The following is a 14,341-nucleotide window of genomic DNA, read 5'->3' on the forward strand; positions in this document are numbered from 1 at the left end:
CGTTTGAGACCCGAGTAAGGGAAACAAAAAATGGCCATTCAAAGCCAAAACATCCGCATCCGCCTCAAGGCGTTTGACTACCGTGTGCTGGACACCTCCACACAGGAGATCGTCAACACCGCCAAGCGCACCGGTGCCTCCGTTCGCGGCCCCATTCCGCTGCCGAACAAGATCGAGAAATTCACCGTTCTGCGTGGCCCCCACGTGGACAAAAAATCCCGTGACCAGTTCGAGATCCGCACGCACAAGCGTCTGCTGGATATCGTTGATCCGACCCCCCAGACCGTGGACGCGCTGATGAAGCTCGACCTGGCTGCTGGTGTGGACGTCGAGATCAAGCTGCAATCGTAAGCGTCAGGGAGGGTTTCAGATATGTTGCGCTCAGGCGTTATTGCAAAAAAGGTCGGGATGACCCGGCTGTTCATGGAAGACGGCAAGCAGATCCCTGTGACCGTGCTTCAACTCGACAAGCTGCAGGTTGTGGCTCAACGCACTGCCGAGAAAGACGGCTATTCCGCCGTGCAACTCGGCGCGGGCACAGCCAAGGCCAAGCGGACGTCCAAGGCCATGCGCGGCCATTTCTCCGCCGCCAAGGTGGAACCGAAGCGCAAAGTGGCCGAGTTCCGCGTGGATGCCGAGAACCTGATCAACGTCGGTGAAGAGATCACCGCGAACCACTACTTTGAAGGTCAGTTTGTCGACGTGGCGGGCACCTCCATCGGTAAAGGCTTTGCCGGTGCGATGAAGCGCCACAACTTCGGTGGTCTGCGCGCCTCGCACGGTGTGTCGATTTCGCACCGTTCGCACGGCTCCACAGGCCAGTGTCAGGATCCGGGTAAGGTCTTCAAAGGCAAGAAAATGGCCGGCCACATGGGTGCCGCCCGGGTCACCACACAGAACCTGCAGGTCGTGCGCACCGACGCCGACCGTGGGCTGATCATGGTCAAAGGCGCGGTGCCGGGCTCCAAGGGAGGCTGGGTCACAGTCAAGGACGCGGTGAAAAAGCCGTTCCCTGAGAATGCCATTCTGCCCGCCGCGCTGAAGTCCGCAGCCGAGGAAGCCGCGAAAGCCGCTGAGGAAGCTGCGGCCGCCGCTGCAGCCGAGGCCGAAGCCGAAGCCAAGCGTCTCGCCGAAGAGCAGGCCGCAGCCGAAGCCGAAGCGCTGAAAGCCGCGGAAGCCGAAATCGCAGCCGAGAAGTCGGATGAGGCCCCTGCCGAAGACGGCGAAGAGAAGAAAGAAGGTGACGCATGAAACTCGATGTCATCAAACTCGACGGCAAGAAAGCCGGGTCGGTCGATCTGAGCGAAGAGCTCTTCGGTCTCGAGCCGCGCGCCGACATCCTGCACCGCGTCGTGCGCTGGCAGCGTAACAACGCGCAAGCCGGCACCCACAAGGTCAAGACCCGCTCGGAAACCAGCTACTCGACCAAGAAGATCTATCGCCAGAAGGGCACCGGCGGCGCACGCCACGGCGACCGCAACGCGCCGATCTTCCGCAAGGGTGGGATCTACAAGGGCCCGACCCCGCGCAGCCATGGTCACGAGCTGACCAAGAAGTTCCGTAAACTCGGCCTGCGCCACGCGCTCAGCGCCAAGGCAAAAGCGGGTGAGCTGGTCATCCTCGACGAGGCCGCCGCAGAGGGCAAGACCGCCGCTCTGGCCAAGCAAGTGGCCAACCTGGGCTGGAAACGCGCGCTGGTCATCGACGGGGCGTCCGTGAACGAGAACTTCGCCCAGGCCGCACGCAACATCGAAGGTCTGGATATCCTGCCGACGATGGGCGCAAACGTATATGACATCCTCCGCCGTGACACGCTGGTGATCACCAAGGCGGGTGTCGAAGCACTGGAGGCTCGCCTGAAATGAGTGCCAAGGCAGAACATTACGACGTGATCCGCAAGCCGATCATCACCGAGAAAGCTACCATGACGTCCGAGAACGGCGCGGTTGTCTTCGAGGTGGCGATGGACAGCAACAAGCCGCAGATCAAGGAGGCCGTCGAGGCGCTCTTTGGTGTGAAGGTCAAGGCTGTGAACACCACGATCACGAAAGGCAAAGTCAAACGCTTCCGCGGCCAGCTCGGCAAGCGGAAAGACGTGAAGAAAGCCTACGTGACGCTGGAAGCCGGCAACACGATCGACGTGTCCACCGGCCTCTGAGCCACGCGACAACGAAAAACGAAGAGCCCCGGTCTGGAAACAGGCCGGGGTTTTGTCTTTTAAACGGATGTCCGCTTGGAGCCCTTTTCGACCGATGCTGCACCTTGCGCAAATGTCTGCTGTTGAGCATCAGACGGGATGATGTTCAAAATGCAACGAGCAGAGTTGTCAGGTTTGAGTGCGAATAAATGCAGTGGATACTTCAGGATTTTGAGGACACTCGGAAAATGGCCGATGCGCTTGATCGGCTAGAAATTCCTTACACTTGGCACAAAGTCGTTCCATTTGTCGGCGAATTGACGCCCGCTCCGAATATCAAAGACCCAAACGCGGTAGTCATGTTCGGCTCTTATACCCTATGGCGATACGCACAAGCGAACGACCTTAAGCCCGGCGTCTTCAGGATAAGGCCATTTGTCCACGAGAAGCCATGGCATCCATTCCTCCTTAACGGAGCGGACGCTCTTTTTTTGACGCTGCGAGATGTTCCAGAACAACTCCCTGATGACGGAAAAAGCTGGTTTCTTCGCCCGGTAGAAGACAGCAAAGAAGAGCCAGGTAAGGTAAAGACTGCGGGTGAAATCATTGACTTGGCCAACAAGGTGCTCGCGCTTGAAGAGCACGAGATACCTAAGGGGTCGCTTCGTCACGATACAGAATTGATGTTCACGAAACCCGTTAGCATTCGCAAGGAATGGCGACTGTGGGTAGTCAGAGATGAAGTTGTTACTTTCTCACTCTACAAGGAGGGATCACGTGTCGTTTATCGACATGAGATTGACGACGATGCCTTAGAGTTTGCCAAGGGGCTAGTGATGGCAAACCCGAACTATTCTCCCGCCTACGTAATTGATGTTTGCCGTACAGACGATGGACTTAAGATGCTCGAATCGAACTGCATCAATGCAGCGGGTTTCTATGAAGCCGACCTTCTGAAACTGGTGTCATCAATCGACGCAGTTTCGGATGGTCACACAAAAAGCTGACATCGGCGCAAACGCAGCGAAAGGGCGCTTTAGTCCGCATACATGACATTTGAGTGGTCGCAGGCGCTTTGCTTCAAACCAAAGGCGCCGGGCGCGCGCTCAGCTTGCATTCTAACAAGATCCGTTAACGCACGGCACCGTGCGTTCGATTAACCGGCCCCGAAACCGACCTTCGCACCGACGCCATACCGATAAAATACCGACATGATACCAACATGCGGTTTTCCATATTTTTCGGGGGTTCAAGCCGCCTTGGGGTGCCGGGCCTGAAAACAGGCCCGTCCGGTCGATTAACCAACGTGCGGCCCGAAGCTCAGCCCAGAGGAGCGACCCCCATCCGCGCGTGGATCGCGTCGCGTTGGTCGTCGCTCAGGCCGAGGCCCGTCGCGAGCTGCCGCATGTAAGTCGCCTCCGCCGGGTTGTCGATGCGGATCGCGGCGAGCGAGGTCGAGTAGATCTGCTCGCGCCCCACGGTCCCCGCGTCCTGGATCAGCCCCGCCAGATCGACCGGCGCCTGCAGCTCCGCGCGAACAAACTCGCGCTCTTCTTCGCTGATGTCCCCCAGCCGCTCGACGATGGCCGCCTGCTCCTCGGCGTCGATCTCGCCATCAGCCTTGGCGGCCTGGATCATCGCGCGGATCATCAGCTTGGCCTGCTGTTCCATTGCATCGCCCACCGGCGTGTTGCCGAACATCGCGTCCATCATCGCCGCCGACTGCTTGCTGCCCGCTTCGGCCGCGCCACGCATGCTGGCCATCAGCCCGCCGAGACCCGCGGCACCTGCTTCGGTCGCGCCCGCGGTTGCCCGACCCATCTGGCCAAAGAGGGTCTTGACCTGCGCCGATCCGCCCGGGATGCCGAACTGATCGGCCATGCGCCCCAGCTGATCCGCCATATTGCTGCCGCCTGCGCCCTGCATCATGTCCTGCAGACCGGCCATGCCGCCCATCTGCTTGTACTTGTCCATCCCCTTCGCTGCGGCAAACCCGACAGCGACCGCGGCAAGTGCTTTTACAAAACTCATGGTATTCCCTCCACCCAAGACCACCCGAGCCTAGCATCCCGCTCGCAAAGTTAGAAAGACAGAAGATCAGGGTCGCTGGCGCGCGGCGATTCCGCGCCCAGACAAAGGCCCATGCCCTGAAAAACATGAAGTTTTCGCAGATCATGCGCTTGACCCCGCAAGCGCACTCTCTTAAACGGATGCATCGGCAAGGCCCCGGATTCGTCCGGGGCTTCGTTGTTGTTCTCCGTCAGGTCTTTCTGACGATCAAGAACAGTGAACTCGGGCACCTACGGGGGCCTTCATACCATAGGCGGGGCGAAGCCTCGTCGTTAGCAAAACGGAAGACAGACAACATGGCACTCAAGTCGTACAAACCGACGACGCCGGGCCAGCGTGGGCTGGTACTGATCGACCGTTCGGAGCTCTGGAAAGGCCGCCCGGTCAAAGCCCTCACAGAAGGCTTGACCAAGAATGGCGGACGGAACAACACCGGACGGATCACGATGCGCCGCAAAGGCGGCGGGGCCAAGCGCCTCTACCGGATCGTTGACTTCAAACGGAACAAACTGGATGTGGCGGCCACGGTCGAGCGCATCGAATACGACCCCAACCGCACAGCTTTCATCGCGCTCGTGAAATACGAAGACGGTGAGCAGGCCTACATCCTGGCGCCACAGCGTCTGGCTGTGGGGGACAGCGTGGTCGCAAGCGCAAAAGCAGACATCAAACCCGGCAACGCGATGCCCTTCTCGGGCATGCCCATCGGGACGATCGTGCACAACATCGAGATGAAGCCCGGCAAGGGTGGTCAGATCGCGCGTGCTGCCGGCACCTACGCCCAATTCGTGGGCCGCGATGGTGGCTACGCTCAGATCCGTCTGAGCTCTGGCGAGCTGCGCCTCGTGCGTCAGGAATGCATGGCAACCGTGGGTGCCGTGTCGAACCCCGACAACTCCAACCAGAACTACGGTAAAGCGGGCCGCATGCGCCACAAGGGCATCCGCCCCTCTGTACGTGGTGTCGTGATGAACCCGATCGACCACCCGCATGGTGGTGGTGAAGGCCGGACCTCTGGTGGTCGTCACCCGGTCACGCCTTGGGGCAAGCCGACAAAGGGTGCCAAGACCCGGAACAAGAAAAAAGCGTCCAGCAAGCTTATCCTGCGCTCGCGGCACGCCAAGAAGAAGGGGCGCTAAACTATGGCACGCTCTGTTTGGAAAGGTCCTTTTGTCGACTCTTACGTGTTGAAAAAGGCCGAAGCGTCCCGCGAAAGCGGCCGCAACGAAGTGATCAAGATCTGGTCGCGCCGCTCGACAATTCTGCCCCAATTCGTGGGCCTGACGTTTGGCGTCTACAACGGTCACAAGCACATCCCTGTCAACGTCAGCGAAGACATGATTGGTCAGAAGTTCGGTGAATACTCGCCGACACGGACCTACTACGGTCATGCCGCCGACAAAAAAGCGAAGCGGAAGTAGGCCATGAGCAAGGATAAAAATCCCCGCCGCGTGGCTGACAACGAAGCACGTGCAAAACTGCGCATGCTCCGCACCAGCCCGCAGAAACTGAACCTCGTCGCCGCGATGATCCGGGGCAAGAAGGTGGACAAGGCCCTGACGGACCTGACCTTCTCCAAGAAACGGATCGCACTGGACGTGAAGAAATGCCTTCAGTCCGCCATCGCGAACGCGGAAAACAACCACAACCTCGACGTGGACGAGCTGATCGTCGCTGAGGCTTATGTGGGTAAAAACCTGACCATGAAGCGTGGACGTCCGCGCGCGCGTGGCCGGTTCGGCAAGATCATCAAGCCGTTCTCGGAAATCACGATTCTGGTGCGTCAGGTAGAGGAGCAAGCCTAATGGGTAACAAAGTCAATCCGATTGGCATGCGCCTGCAGGTGAACCGCACCTGGGACAGCCGCTGGTACGCCGATACGAAGGACTACGGTGATCTTCTGCTGGAAGACATCGCGATCCGTGAGTTCATCAAGGAAGAATGCAAGCAGGCCGGTGTGGCCCGTGTGATCATCGAGCGTCCGCACAAGAAGTGCCGCGTGACGATCCACACAGCCCGCCCCGGTGTCATCATCGGCAAGAAGGGTGCAGACATCGAAGGTCTGCGTCAGAAAATCGCCAAGATGACCGACAGCGAGCTGCACCTCAACATCGTTGAAGTGCGCAAGCCCGAGCTGGATGCGGCCCTGGTGGGTGAGAGCATTGCGCAGCAGCTGGAGCGTCGGGTGTCTTTCCGTCGTGCCATGAAGCGCGCCGTGCAGAACGCCATGCGTATGGGGGCTCTGGGCATCCGTGTGAATGTGGCCGGCCGTCTCGGTGGTGCCGAAATCGCGCGTACTGAATGGTACCGTGAAGGCCGTGTGCCGCTGCACACGCTGCGCGCCGACATCGATTACGCACACGTGGAAGCGACGACTGCCTATGGCATCATCGGGATCAAAACCTGGATCTTCAAAGGGGAGATCATGGAGCACGATCCGTCCGCGCGTGACCGTAAAGCACAGGAACTCCAGGATGGCCCTGCACCGCGTGGTGCCGGCGGTCGTCGCTAAGGAGGAATGATCAATGCTTCAGCCAAAGCGTACTAAATTCCGCAAACAGTTTAAGGGCTCCATCAAGGGTCTGGCGAAGGGTGGGTCTGACCTGAACTTCGGCACCTATGGTCTCAAAGCCCTTGAGCCCGAGCGGGTCACAGCGCGTCAGATCGAGGCGGCACGCCGCGCGATGACGCGTCACATGAAACGTCAGGGCCGTGTCTGGATCCGCATCTTCCCGGATGTACCTGTCACAGCCAAACCCATCGAAGTCCGTATGGGTAAAGGTAAGGGTTCGGTCGACCGTTGGGCGGCCAAGGTTAAGCCTGGCCGTATCATGTTCGAGATCGATGGCGTGAACGACGACGTGGCCCGCGAAGCCCTGCGTCTGGCGGCGATGAAACTGCCGATCAAGACACGGGTCGTCGTCCGCGAGGACTGGTAAGTATTTGATCTTGGGCGCAAAGGCCTAAGATTAGATCGTCAAAGACATGAACCCTCGCCATTGGCGGGGGTTTTTCTTTTTCGATTTTGTAGGTTGGGCCTACGGGTCAAAATAGCGATCCGCCTGTCGCAGAGCACCGATTGCCACGGCTGCAAAGCCCGTTACGGCGATCATTTCGCCGCCGTCCTCAACGAGCATCAGAAGATTCCGGTATCCCGTCACGTGCACCATATCGACGACGACGCCAAAGAAGACCAGAACGGCAAAACACAGACCGGTGGCGAGCAGGAGGCCCAGATCGCCTGGCCTGAGCGCGCGGAGCGCCCAGAGCAGGATCAGACCGAGGACACAGGCCGCCCCAAGCCATGCGAAAATCTCGCCGTAGTCCTGAAGGCGCAGACCAAACCGTGGCTCCAGTGCGATGTGGTCCTTGAGCGCTGTTCCGACGCGTTCGTGGAACCGCGCCGCGTCGTCAAACCAGACGAACGCGCTCAGGCTGGCAAGGAAGAATGCCGCGCGCGAGCCGACATGCAGAAAGCAGATCAGGAAGAGCGTCGCGGCGAGAAACGACAGACCATGGGTGAATTTCTCGGACAGGCTGTCGTCTGAGCCGAGATCAAGTTCCTCGTACACCTGCGCGGCCAGCGGCAGGTTATCCCGCAGCAGCGAGGCGATGGCGAAGAGCGCGATCAGACCGATTACACCCCCAAGAAACAGCAAAGAGGCGCTGCGGGTCGCGCGGTCGGTCACGCAGAGGCGTACGAGGCGCGCGAACTCGCGGCAGGCGATGATCACCGGATTGGCGCGGCGCCGCGATGCCAGGGCAGGTGCGTTGGTGTCTGTCATATTTACTTCGCAAAACTGTTACATTCACACGTTAGTGCACAGTTCCGGGAAGGAAAAGGTCAGGGCAGGTGCGTGGCCTGGACGCGCGGACTGGTGCCATATTTTTGGACGAACTTGGGTCTGCCGAGACACCTTGGGGATCAGGACCAGGCGTAGTTGAAGCTGATGCTGATGCGCTCTTCCTCAGCCATGTTGAGCGGTACCTCGTGCCGCAGCCAGCTTTCCCAGAGCAGCACGTCTCCCGGTTCGGGGGCGACGTAGGTGAAGGCTTGCAGGTCGGCGGGTGCGGTTTTCAGGCGCGGTGGGGCGGCCATCATCATCGGTAGGCGCGGGTCTTCGAGCTTGAGCGCGCTAGCGCCGGGCGGGACGGCGACGTAGGTGGTGCCGCTGATCACCGAATGCGGATGGATGTGGGACGTGTGGATACCACCCGGTGGCAGGATGTTGATCCAGATGTCTTCCAGTTTCAACGGCTTGTCGCCGAGATCAAAGGCGAGCTCCTTGGCGAAGGATTTCACGTGTTTGTCCAGTGACTTGACCAGATCCTTGAAGATCGGGAAGCGGTAGGGCAGGTCGGTGAGCGAGGCGTAGCTGGTGTAGCCCGGGTAGCCGTTTTCGTCGCACCAGTCCTGGCCCGCCTCGTCATCCTCGGCGATGGACCAGCAGGAGGCCTCGAGCTCGGCCGTGTCGATCTCGGGTTTTTTCTCGGAGAGCCGCGCGCGGTAGAGGCGGGTGACGAAGAGGGTGTCTGTGGTGCTCATGGGGTCCTCTTAGCGTAGCGCGCGCTGCGTGGCGAGAGGGGTTAACGGAGCGGGCGCGCAACGGCTTGGGGCGCTTGGAGAGCCGCAGCGGGGTTCTGGCCCGATGTCCCAGGGAAACAGGTAAAATCCGGTGTCGGTATCACGTCGGTGTTGCGTCGGTATCACGTCGGTGCGTACGGCGGTGTTTGGGCCGCTGTCCGGGCTTAAGCGGGCGTGCGGTGTGGAAAGGTTGACCAAAGCTGAACGGAGGGTCCCAGGGGGAGGATCGGTCGCTCGATGGCGTCGGGTCAGGGGCATGTGTGATCAAAAGGCGGCGGCTTCGAAAAAAGGCGCGGTTTCCCGCACGTCAACGCGAAAACCTGCGCTGCCTTTAACACCGCGTTAACCAATCTTACTCACAAAAATCGAAAAAGACCGACACCAACATTGAGGACTCCATGACCGTCGACACCGCGCCCGAACTCCTTGATCTGACGAGCGTGAATTCCCCCGATATCAGACCCTTTCGACCGCAAGTGGACATGGACGCGATCCTGTCGCCTGCCCCAAGACCCGAGGTCGCGATTTCAAGCGAACAGGCGAATGTCTTCGATGTGGCGCAGGGGCTGAAGATCCCCGTCACCTTTGCCGACCCGAACCTGCCGGACACGCCGCTTGTCTTCGCCAACCGAGCGTTTGAGTACCTGACGGGATATCGGTCCTCGGTGCTGATCGGAAGCAATTGCAGATTTCTGCAAGGACCCGAGACCAGCCGGGCCGAGGTGGCCAAGATCCGACAGGCCGTGGAGGAGCGCCGCCGGTGCGACGTTGTTCTGGTGAACTACAAGGCCAATGGCGATGCGTTTCACAGCCTGGTGGTGATCAGGCCCATCTGGCTCAACAACGACCAATGCCTGCTGATGGGCAGCCAGTATGAGTTCAACTTTGGTGCGCGGCGGCGGGAGATCGAGAGCGATTGCTATAGCCGCTTCGATCACGCGGAAGAAATGTCGCTCAAGCTTCGAAATCTGGAGACGACGGCGCGTACGAGCCTGCTGGCCCGGTCCGAGGCTGCGGCGGTGCATATCGAGCACAGCATCCTGCGGCGGCGGGTCGGGCTCTGAGCGAGAGCGAGCGGATCGGAGCCAGGCGATGGCAGGCAGCGGGCAAGAGACGTCGTCCAGACCGGAGGTGTCATGCTTGCAATCTCCACATGCGAGTGCAAGCGTGCACCTGAGTGAGTGATGAGATCTGTAGGGTAATTATGCGCGCGTATTTGGTAGTTTTCTCGGTGGTGCTGGTATTGTCTCTGGCGGTTGGCCCCGCATCGGCACAAAGACTGAAATCCATTCCAATTGATGACAGTTTCGTTTTTACGCCATTTCGGCCCGGAGGTATTGTCAACGGACAGCGGACCTATGGCATGCTTGCGCTGCACAAGATCGTAAACGTAGACGGCAGAACGTTCGTCTGTGGTGGCGTCTACAACATGCCCATTGTGCCTTACGAGCAGGAGATTTTTCAACGCGCTGCGATTATCGCGTCTGATGGGACTCTGATCAAAAAGGGGCTCACGCGGCTGTCGAGAGACATTCATACGAATGAACAGCTTGCAATTTTTGCGACACGCACCGACGTCTCAACGCCTTTGGGGGAGGACGCCCTAAAGGAGCATCAAGCAAGGTTGAGCAGATCGATTCAGATCACAGCACATTCGAAACACTTCTCGGGTCAGACGGTTAAATGCATGAGAAGCTTCAAGAGGTGGCGCCCGGTTTTCGCAGACGGGCGATCCACGTTCACCTTCCCATCTCAGATTCTCGTGCGTATCCCCGACTAGACGGGCTGAGTGACCAAGCCGCACGGACCATTGTCGCGCGATCGGTCGCGCTGCAGGTTCTGTGGTGGTCGAAACGGGGCGCGCAATCTCTTGTCGGACAGGCACGCGCGTTACTGATAGGTCTGCAACTGCTCCTTCACCAGATCCGAGGATATGCTGAGGATAACCCAGTACTCGGACTGACCCACAACCTTGGCGCCGGTGCGGCGGCGGTCTTCGGTGGCGCCGGTCTCGTGTTTTGGGCATGCGATCAGGTCCTGGCCAGCGGCTCTCATGGAGGCAGTGTTCTCGCTGTCGCCGAGCAGAACGCAGACGTCATCGAAATTCGGATAGGGGCGCTGCATGTTCAGAAATGCCTTTTCGGAGGGGCTGAGCCAGGTTTGCTCCGGCGCGCCCGAGGGCAGGGTGCCGCCGGCGCAGCCTGCGAGGGATAAAATCAGGCAGGCCGCTGCGACAATTCCGGGTCGGGTCATGATGGGTCTTTCTCAATCTCTTGCGTTTATGGGGTGCAGTGTGGCCCGGATCTGTGTAATTGCCTAGTCTGTTGATCTTGCTGGGATGATGTTCGGGTTTCGGCTGTTGCTTGATCACGTGACAAGAGGGGTTGCCATAGGCCCGCAAGCCTCCTATACGGCCCCTTCATCATGGACTCCACGGGAATCAGGGTGACCAGAGTGCACTGCACGTTGGGCCTTCCCGTGATGTTGAAAGGAATAAGGCGATGGACGCCAAGGAATTGCATGACAAGACCCCGGACCAGCTCCGTGAAGAGCTGGCCAATCTGAAGAAAGAACAGTTCAACCTGCGCTTTCAGCAGGCCACCGGCCAGCTGGAAAACCCGGCACAGCTGCGCACAGCACGCCGCAATGCGGCCCGTGTGAAGACCGTGTTGAACCAAAAAGCAGCGGCAGCTGCTGCATCTGAGTAAGGAGAGCCCCCCATGCCAAAGCGTATCCTGCAGGGCGTCGTTACTTCTGATGCCAACGCCCAAACAGTCACCGTCAGCGTCGAGCGCCGCTTCACGCATCCGGTTCTGAAGAAGACCATCCGTAAGTCCAAGAAGTACCGGGCGCACGATGAGAAGAACACCTTCAAGGTAGGTGACACGGTCCGCATCATCGAATGCGCGCCGAAGTCGAAAACCAAACGTTGGGAAGTGCTGGAGGCCGCTGAGGCCTAAGGCACCGCCCTTACAGTCGAAACCCTGGGGATATGGCCACGCATCGGCCCCCCAAAGGTCGGGAGAAACCAAATGATCCAGATGCAGACCAACCTGGATGTTGCTGACAACAGCGGCGCACGCCGTGTTCAGTGCATCAAGGTCCTGGGTGGTTCCAAGCGTAAATACGCCTCCGTTGGCGACATCATTGTCGTCTCGGTGAAGGAAGCCATCCCGCGCGGCCGTGTGAAGAAAGGCGACGTGCGCAAGGCCGTCGTCGTGCGCACCGCCAAGGAAGTCCGCCGCGAAGACGGCACCGCGATCCGTTTCGATCGCAACGCCGCCGTCATCCTCAACAACAACAACGAGCCGATCGGGACACGTATCTTTGGCCCGGTTGTCCGTGAGCTGCGCGCGAAGAACTTCATGAAGATCATCTCGCTTGCGCCGGAGGTGCTGTGATGGCTGCGAAACTGAAAAAAGGTGACAAGGTCATCGTGCTGGCCGGCAAGGACAAGGGCAAGACCGGGACGATTTCGTCTGTGAGCCCGAAGACCGGCAAGGCCGTGGTCGATGGCATCAACATCGCCATCCGCGCCACCCGCCAGAGCCAGACCACCCAGGGTGGCCGCATCCCCAAGGCGATGCCGATTGACCTCAGCAACCTGGCGTACGTCGATGCCAAGGGCAAACCGACCCGCGTGGGCTTCAAGATGGAAGGCGACAAGAAAGTGCGCTTTGCCAAGACAACGGGAGATGTGATCGATGCTTGATGCTGCAAATTACACCCCCCGCCTGAAGGCCGCGTACAAGGACAGCATCCGCGCGGCGATGAAGGAAGAGTTCGGTTACAAGAACGACATGCAGATCCCGCGTCTGGACAAGATCGTCCTGAACATCGGCTGCGGTGCGGAAGCCGTGCGCGACAGCAAGAAGGCCAAGTCGGCGGTTGAAGATCTGACGCTGATCGCAGGCCAGAAGGCGCTGACCACAACGGCCAAGAAATCCATCGCGGGTTTCCGGGTTCGTGAAGACATGCCGATGGGCGCGAAAGTGACCCTGCGCGGCGACCGCATGTATGAATTCCTCGACCGTCTGATCACCATTGCGATGCCCCGCATCCGCGACTTCCGCGGCGTGTCGGGCAAGTCTTTCGACGGACGTGGCAACTATGCCATGGGCCTGAAAGAGCATCTGGTGTTCCCGGAGATCAACTTCGACAAGATCGATGAGAACTGGGGAATGGACATTGTGATCGCCACAACGGCGAAGACCGACGCTGAAGCAAAGAGCCTGTTGAAAGCCTTCAACATGCCTTTCAACAGCTGATCGGGAGGGATTTGATATGGCTAAGAAATCAATGATCGAACGCGAGAAGAAGCGCGAACGTCTGGTGGCGAAATATGCCGCCAAGCGCGCCGAACTCAAGGCCATCGTGAACGACCAGGAAAAGCCGATGGAAGAGCGGTTCCGCGCTTCCTTGAAGCTGGCGAAGCTGCCGCGCAACTCTTCGGCTGTGCGCCTGCACAACCGTTGCCAGCTGACCGGTCGTCCGCACGCCTATTACCGTAAACTGAAGATTTCGCGGATCGCGCTGCGGGACCTGGGCTCGAATGGCCAGATCCCCGGCATGGTCAAGTCGAGCTGGTAAGGAGGGACTGAGATGAACGATCCTATCGCAGATATGCTCACCCGGATCCGGAACAGCCAGATGCGCGGCAAGTCCACCGTCATGACCCCGGCGTCAAAGCTGCGGGCCTGGGTGCTGGATGTGCTGGCCGACGAAGGCTACATCCGCGGCTATGAGAAGGTCACCGGTGCCGACGGCCACCCGGCCATCGAGATCAGCCTCAAATATTACGAGGGCGAACCTGTCATTCGCGAGCTCAAGCGGGTCTCCAAGCCCGGGCGCCGCGTCTACATGGGCGTCAATGACATCCCCGTGGTCCGCCAGGGCCTGGGCGTGTCGATTGTCTCCACCCCCAAGGGTGTGATGTCGGACCAAGCAGCACGCAGCGCCAACGTTGGCGGCGAAGTGCTCTGCACCGTCTTCTAAGGAGGGCATGATGTCTCGTATTGGTAAAAAACCGGTCGAACTGCCCAGCGGTGTTTCAGCATCCGTCAGCGGTCAGACCATCGAGGTGAAAGGCCCGAAAGGCACACGCTCGTTCAAGGCGACCGATGACGTGGATCTGAAGGTTGAAGACAACGTCATCACCGTGACACCGCGCGGCAAATCCAAGCGCGCGCGTCAGCAGTGGGGCATGTCGCGCACCATGGTGGCGAACCTCGTCACCGGCGTGACCGATGGCTTCAAGAAGGAGCTGGAGATCCAGGGCGTGGGCTACCGGGCGCAGATGCAGGGCAACACCCTGAAGCTGAACCTCGGCCTCAGCCACGACGTGGATTACACCGCCCCCGAGGGTGTGACCGTGACGGCGCCGAAGCAAACCGAAGTTGTGGTGGAGGGCATTGACGAACAGCTTGTTGGTCAGGTTGCCGCGAACATCCGCGCGTGGCGCAAGCCCGAGCCCTACAAGGGCAAAGGCATCCGCTACAAGGGCGAGTTCATTTTCCGCAAAGAAGGCAAGAAGAAGTAAGGACGCAAAC

24 protein-coding genes are annotated in these 14,341 nt (G+C 59.5%); 20 read left to right on the top strand and 4 right to left on the bottom strand.

Annotation, left to right across the window (positions count from 1 at the left end; translation table 11 throughout):
- Positions 1-36: 36 nt before the first annotated feature.
- From rpsJ to ACVC7O_RS03040, 5 genes are all read left to right on the top strand, one after another.
- Entirely contained in the window at positions 37-351 is a 315-nt protein-coding gene (gene rpsJ / locus ACVC7O_RS03020; RefSeq protein ID WP_263843919.1) for a 30S ribosomal protein S10, read from the top strand.
- Positions 352-372: 21 nt separating this feature from the next.
- Positions 373-1,251: a 50S ribosomal protein L3 gene (gene rplC, locus ACVC7O_RS03025; RefSeq protein WP_458324625.1), complete on the top strand. Its 879-nt coding sequence runs from the start codon at positions 373-375 to the stop codon at positions 1,249-1,251.
- The gene (rplD, locus tag ACVC7O_RS03030) at positions 1,248-1,865 is read left to right on the top strand and encodes a 50S ribosomal protein L4 (RefSeq protein WP_458324626.1); all 618 of its coding nucleotides are present in this window, start codon (positions 1,248-1,250) and stop codon (positions 1,863-1,865) included. The genes rplC and rplD overlap by 4 nt, the downstream gene beginning before the upstream one ends.
- On the top strand, positions 1,862-2,158 hold the full coding sequence (locus ACVC7O_RS03035) for a 50S ribosomal protein L23 (protein WP_458324627.1): 297 nt from the start codon (positions 1,862-1,864) through the stop codon (positions 2,156-2,158). Before rplD ends, ACVC7O_RS03035 begins: the two co-directional genes overlap by 4 nt.
- 227 nt (positions 2,159-2,385) lie before the next feature.
- A complete protein-coding gene (locus ACVC7O_RS03040; protein WP_458324628.1) occupies positions 2,386-3,144 on the top strand; it encodes an ATP-grasp domain-containing protein in 759 nt (252 codons plus the stop codon).
- Positions 3,145-3,457: 313 nt separating this feature from the next.
- Here the strand turns inward: ACVC7O_RS03040 and ACVC7O_RS03045 are convergent, their stop codons facing one another.
- Entirely contained in the window at positions 3,458-4,168 is a 711-nt protein-coding gene (locus ACVC7O_RS03045) for a DUF533 domain-containing protein (RefSeq protein ID WP_458324629.1), read from the bottom strand.
- A 335-nt stretch (positions 4,169-4,503) separates the two neighbouring features.
- Between ACVC7O_RS03045 and rplB the strand changes: the two genes are divergently transcribed.
- The 5 genes from rplB to rplP are packed head-to-tail and all read left to right on the top strand — an operon-like array spanning position 4,504 to position 7,146.
- Positions 4,504-5,346 carry a 50S ribosomal protein L2 gene (gene rplB / locus ACVC7O_RS03050; RefSeq protein WP_458324630.1) on the top strand — a complete coding sequence of 281 codons (843 nt, stop codon included), beginning with the start codon at positions 4,504-4,506 and terminating at the stop codon, positions 5,344-5,346.
- 3 nt (positions 5,347-5,349) lie between these two features.
- On the top strand, positions 5,350-5,628 hold the full coding sequence (gene rpsS, locus ACVC7O_RS03055; RefSeq protein ID WP_071969830.1) for a 30S ribosomal protein S19: 279 nt from the start codon (positions 5,350-5,352) through the stop codon (positions 5,626-5,628).
- Positions 5,629-5,631: 3 nt separating this feature from the next.
- Positions 5,632-6,012, top strand: a complete 381-nt coding sequence (gene rplV, locus ACVC7O_RS03060; protein ID WP_159978173.1) for a 50S ribosomal protein L22 — start codon at positions 5,632-5,634, stop codon at positions 6,010-6,012.
- Positions 6,012-6,719, top strand: a complete 708-nt coding sequence (rpsC, locus tag ACVC7O_RS03065; RefSeq protein WP_299680343.1) for a 30S ribosomal protein S3 — start codon at positions 6,012-6,014, stop codon at positions 6,717-6,719. Before rplV ends, rpsC begins: the two co-directional genes overlap by 1 nt.
- Positions 6,720-6,732: 13 nt before the next feature.
- Positions 6,733-7,146: a 50S ribosomal protein L16 gene (gene rplP, locus ACVC7O_RS03070; RefSeq protein ID WP_458324631.1), complete on the top strand. Its 414-nt coding sequence runs from the start codon at positions 6,733-6,735 to the stop codon at positions 7,144-7,146.
- Positions 7,147-7,245: 99 nt separating this feature from the next.
- On the opposite strand, the gene ACVC7O_RS03075 is transcribed toward rplP, so the two are convergent.
- Together ACVC7O_RS03075 and ACVC7O_RS03080 are read right to left on the bottom strand one after the other, a co-directional pair.
- Positions 7,246-7,992: a hypothetical protein gene (locus tag ACVC7O_RS03075; RefSeq protein ID WP_458324632.1), complete on the bottom strand. Its 747-nt coding sequence runs from the start codon at positions 7,990-7,992 to the stop codon at positions 7,246-7,248.
- A gap of 140 nt (positions 7,993-8,132) precedes the next feature.
- Positions 8,133-8,753 carry a 2OG-Fe(II) oxygenase family protein gene (locus tag ACVC7O_RS03080; RefSeq protein WP_458324633.1) on the bottom strand — a complete coding sequence of 207 codons (621 nt, stop codon included), beginning with the start codon at positions 8,751-8,753 and terminating at the stop codon, positions 8,133-8,135.
- Between the two features lie 437 nt (positions 8,754-9,190).
- Between ACVC7O_RS03080 and ACVC7O_RS03085 the strand changes: the two genes are divergently transcribed.
- Together ACVC7O_RS03085 and ACVC7O_RS03090 are read left to right on the top strand one after the other, a co-directional pair.
- Positions 9,191-9,856, top strand: a complete 666-nt coding sequence (locus tag ACVC7O_RS03085) for a PAS domain-containing protein (protein WP_458324634.1) — start codon at positions 9,191-9,193, stop codon at positions 9,854-9,856.
- A gap of 113 nt (positions 9,857-9,969) precedes the next feature.
- Entirely contained in the window at positions 9,970-10,572 is a 603-nt protein-coding gene (locus ACVC7O_RS03090) for a hypothetical protein (protein WP_458324635.1), read from the top strand.
- Positions 10,573-10,682: 110 nt separating this feature from the next.
- On the opposite strand, the gene ACVC7O_RS03095 is transcribed toward ACVC7O_RS03090, so the two are convergent.
- A complete protein-coding gene (locus ACVC7O_RS03095; protein ID WP_458324636.1) occupies positions 10,683-11,045 on the bottom strand; it encodes a hypothetical protein in 363 nt (120 codons plus the stop codon).
- A gap of 248 nt (positions 11,046-11,293) precedes the next feature.
- Between ACVC7O_RS03095 and rpmC the strand changes: the two genes are divergently transcribed.
- The 8 genes from rpmC to rplF all read left to right on the top strand — a co-directional run bounded on the left by rpmC (position 11,294) and on the right by rplF (position 14,331).
- Entirely contained in the window at positions 11,294-11,500 is a 207-nt protein-coding gene (gene rpmC / locus ACVC7O_RS03100; protein ID WP_458324637.1) for a 50S ribosomal protein L29, read from the top strand.
- A gap of 12 nt (positions 11,501-11,512) precedes the next feature.
- A complete protein-coding gene (rpsQ, locus tag ACVC7O_RS03105) occupies positions 11,513-11,752 on the top strand; it encodes a 30S ribosomal protein S17 (protein WP_159974576.1) in 240 nt (79 codons plus the stop codon).
- Positions 11,753-11,824: 72 nt separating this feature from the next.
- Entirely contained in the window at positions 11,825-12,193 is a 369-nt protein-coding gene (rplN, locus tag ACVC7O_RS03110; protein WP_011567679.1) for a 50S ribosomal protein L14, read from the top strand.
- Positions 12,193-12,504 (top strand): 50S ribosomal protein L24, encoded by a 312-nt coding sequence (rplX, locus tag ACVC7O_RS03115; RefSeq protein WP_458324638.1) that lies wholly within the window; start codon positions 12,193-12,195, stop codon positions 12,502-12,504. Before rplN ends, rplX begins: the two co-directional genes overlap by 1 nt.
- A complete protein-coding gene (rplE, locus tag ACVC7O_RS03120) occupies positions 12,497-13,060 on the top strand; it encodes a 50S ribosomal protein L5 (protein ID WP_458324639.1) in 564 nt (187 codons plus the stop codon). The genes rplX and rplE overlap by 8 nt, the downstream gene beginning before the upstream one ends.
- A 16-nt stretch (positions 13,061-13,076) precedes the next feature.
- On the top strand, positions 13,077-13,382 hold the full coding sequence (gene rpsN / locus ACVC7O_RS03125; RefSeq protein ID WP_458324640.1) for a 30S ribosomal protein S14: 306 nt from the start codon (positions 13,077-13,079) through the stop codon (positions 13,380-13,382).
- Between the two features lie 12 nt (positions 13,383-13,394).
- The gene (rpsH, locus tag ACVC7O_RS03130) at positions 13,395-13,787 is read left to right on the top strand and encodes a 30S ribosomal protein S8 (RefSeq protein ID WP_159974572.1); all 393 of its coding nucleotides are present in this window, start codon (positions 13,395-13,397) and stop codon (positions 13,785-13,787) included.
- A 10-nt stretch (positions 13,788-13,797) separates the two neighbouring features.
- Positions 13,798-14,331, top strand: coding sequence for a 50S ribosomal protein L6 (gene rplF, locus ACVC7O_RS03135; RefSeq protein ID WP_458324641.1), 534 nt, complete (start codon positions 13,798-13,800; stop codon positions 14,329-14,331).
- The last annotated feature ends 10 nt before the right edge of the window (positions 14,332-14,341 follow it).

It is taken from the genome of Roseobacter cerffii (assembly GCF_054226325.1).

Bases quoted from the DNA above. Each gene is read 5' to 3' on its own strand.
- rplC (WP_458324625.1), top strand. From the start codon at position 373: ATGTTGCGCTCAGGCGTTATTGCAAAAAAGGTCGGGATGACCCGGCTG.
- rplD (WP_458324626.1), top strand. From the start codon at position 1,248: ATGAAACTCGATGTCATCAAACTCGACGGCAAGAAAGCCGGGTCGGTC.
- rplN (WP_011567679.1), top strand. From the start codon at position 11,825: ATGATCCAGATGCAGACCAACCTGGATGTTGCTGACAACAGCGGCGCA.
- rpmC (WP_458324637.1), top strand. From the start codon at position 11,294: ATGGACGCCAAGGAATTGCATGACAAGACCCCGGACCAGCTCCGTGAA.
- rplB (WP_458324630.1), top strand. From the start codon at position 4,504: ATGGCACTCAAGTCGTACAAACCGACGACGCCGGGCCAGCGTGGGCTG.
- rpsN (WP_458324640.1), top strand. From the start codon at position 13,077: ATGGCTAAGAAATCAATGATCGAACGCGAGAAGAAGCGCGAACGTCTG.
- rpsS (WP_071969830.1), top strand. From the start codon at position 5,350: ATGGCACGCTCTGTTTGGAAAGGTCCTTTTGTCGACTCTTACGTGTTG.
- rpsQ (WP_159974576.1), top strand. From the start codon at position 11,513: ATGCCAAAGCGTATCCTGCAGGGCGTCGTTACTTCTGATGCCAACGCC.
- ACVC7O_RS03035 (WP_458324627.1), top strand. From the start codon at position 1,862: ATGAGTGCCAAGGCAGAACATTACGACGTGATCCGCAAGCCGATCATC.
- ACVC7O_RS03085 (WP_458324634.1), top strand. From the start codon at position 9,191: ATGACCGTCGACACCGCGCCCGAACTCCTTGATCTGACGAGCGTGAAT.
- rplF (WP_458324641.1), top strand. From the start codon at position 13,798: ATGTCTCGTATTGGTAAAAAACCGGTCGAACTGCCCAGCGGTGTTTCA.
- rplP (WP_458324631.1), top strand. From the start codon at position 6,733: ATGCTTCAGCCAAAGCGTACTAAATTCCGCAAACAGTTTAAGGGCTCC.
- rplX (WP_458324638.1), top strand. From the start codon at position 12,193: ATGGCTGCGAAACTGAAAAAAGGTGACAAGGTCATCGTGCTGGCCGGC.
- rplE (WP_458324639.1), top strand. From the start codon at position 12,497: ATGCTTGATGCTGCAAATTACACCCCCCGCCTGAAGGCCGCGTACAAG.
- ACVC7O_RS03095 (WP_458324636.1), bottom strand. From the start codon at position 11,045: ATGACCCGACCCGGAATTGTCGCAGCGGCCTGCCTGATTTTATCCCTC.
- ACVC7O_RS03045 (WP_458324629.1), bottom strand. From the start codon at position 4,168: ATGAGTTTTGTAAAAGCACTTGCCGCGGTCGCTGTCGGGTTTGCCGCA.
- ACVC7O_RS03040 (WP_458324628.1), top strand. From the start codon at position 2,386: ATGGCCGATGCGCTTGATCGGCTAGAAATTCCTTACACTTGGCACAAA.
- rpsH (WP_159974572.1), top strand. From the start codon at position 13,395: ATGAACGATCCTATCGCAGATATGCTCACCCGGATCCGGAACAGCCAG.
- rplV (WP_159978173.1), top strand. From the start codon at position 5,632: ATGAGCAAGGATAAAAATCCCCGCCGCGTGGCTGACAACGAAGCACGT.
- ACVC7O_RS03080 (WP_458324633.1), bottom strand. From the start codon at position 8,753: ATGAGCACCACAGACACCCTCTTCGTCACCCGCCTCTACCGCGCGCGG.
- ACVC7O_RS03075 (WP_458324632.1), bottom strand. From the start codon at position 7,992: ATGACAGACACCAACGCACCTGCCCTGGCATCGCGGCGCCGCGCCAAT.
- rpsC (WP_299680343.1), top strand. From the start codon at position 6,012: ATGGGTAACAAAGTCAATCCGATTGGCATGCGCCTGCAGGTGAACCGC.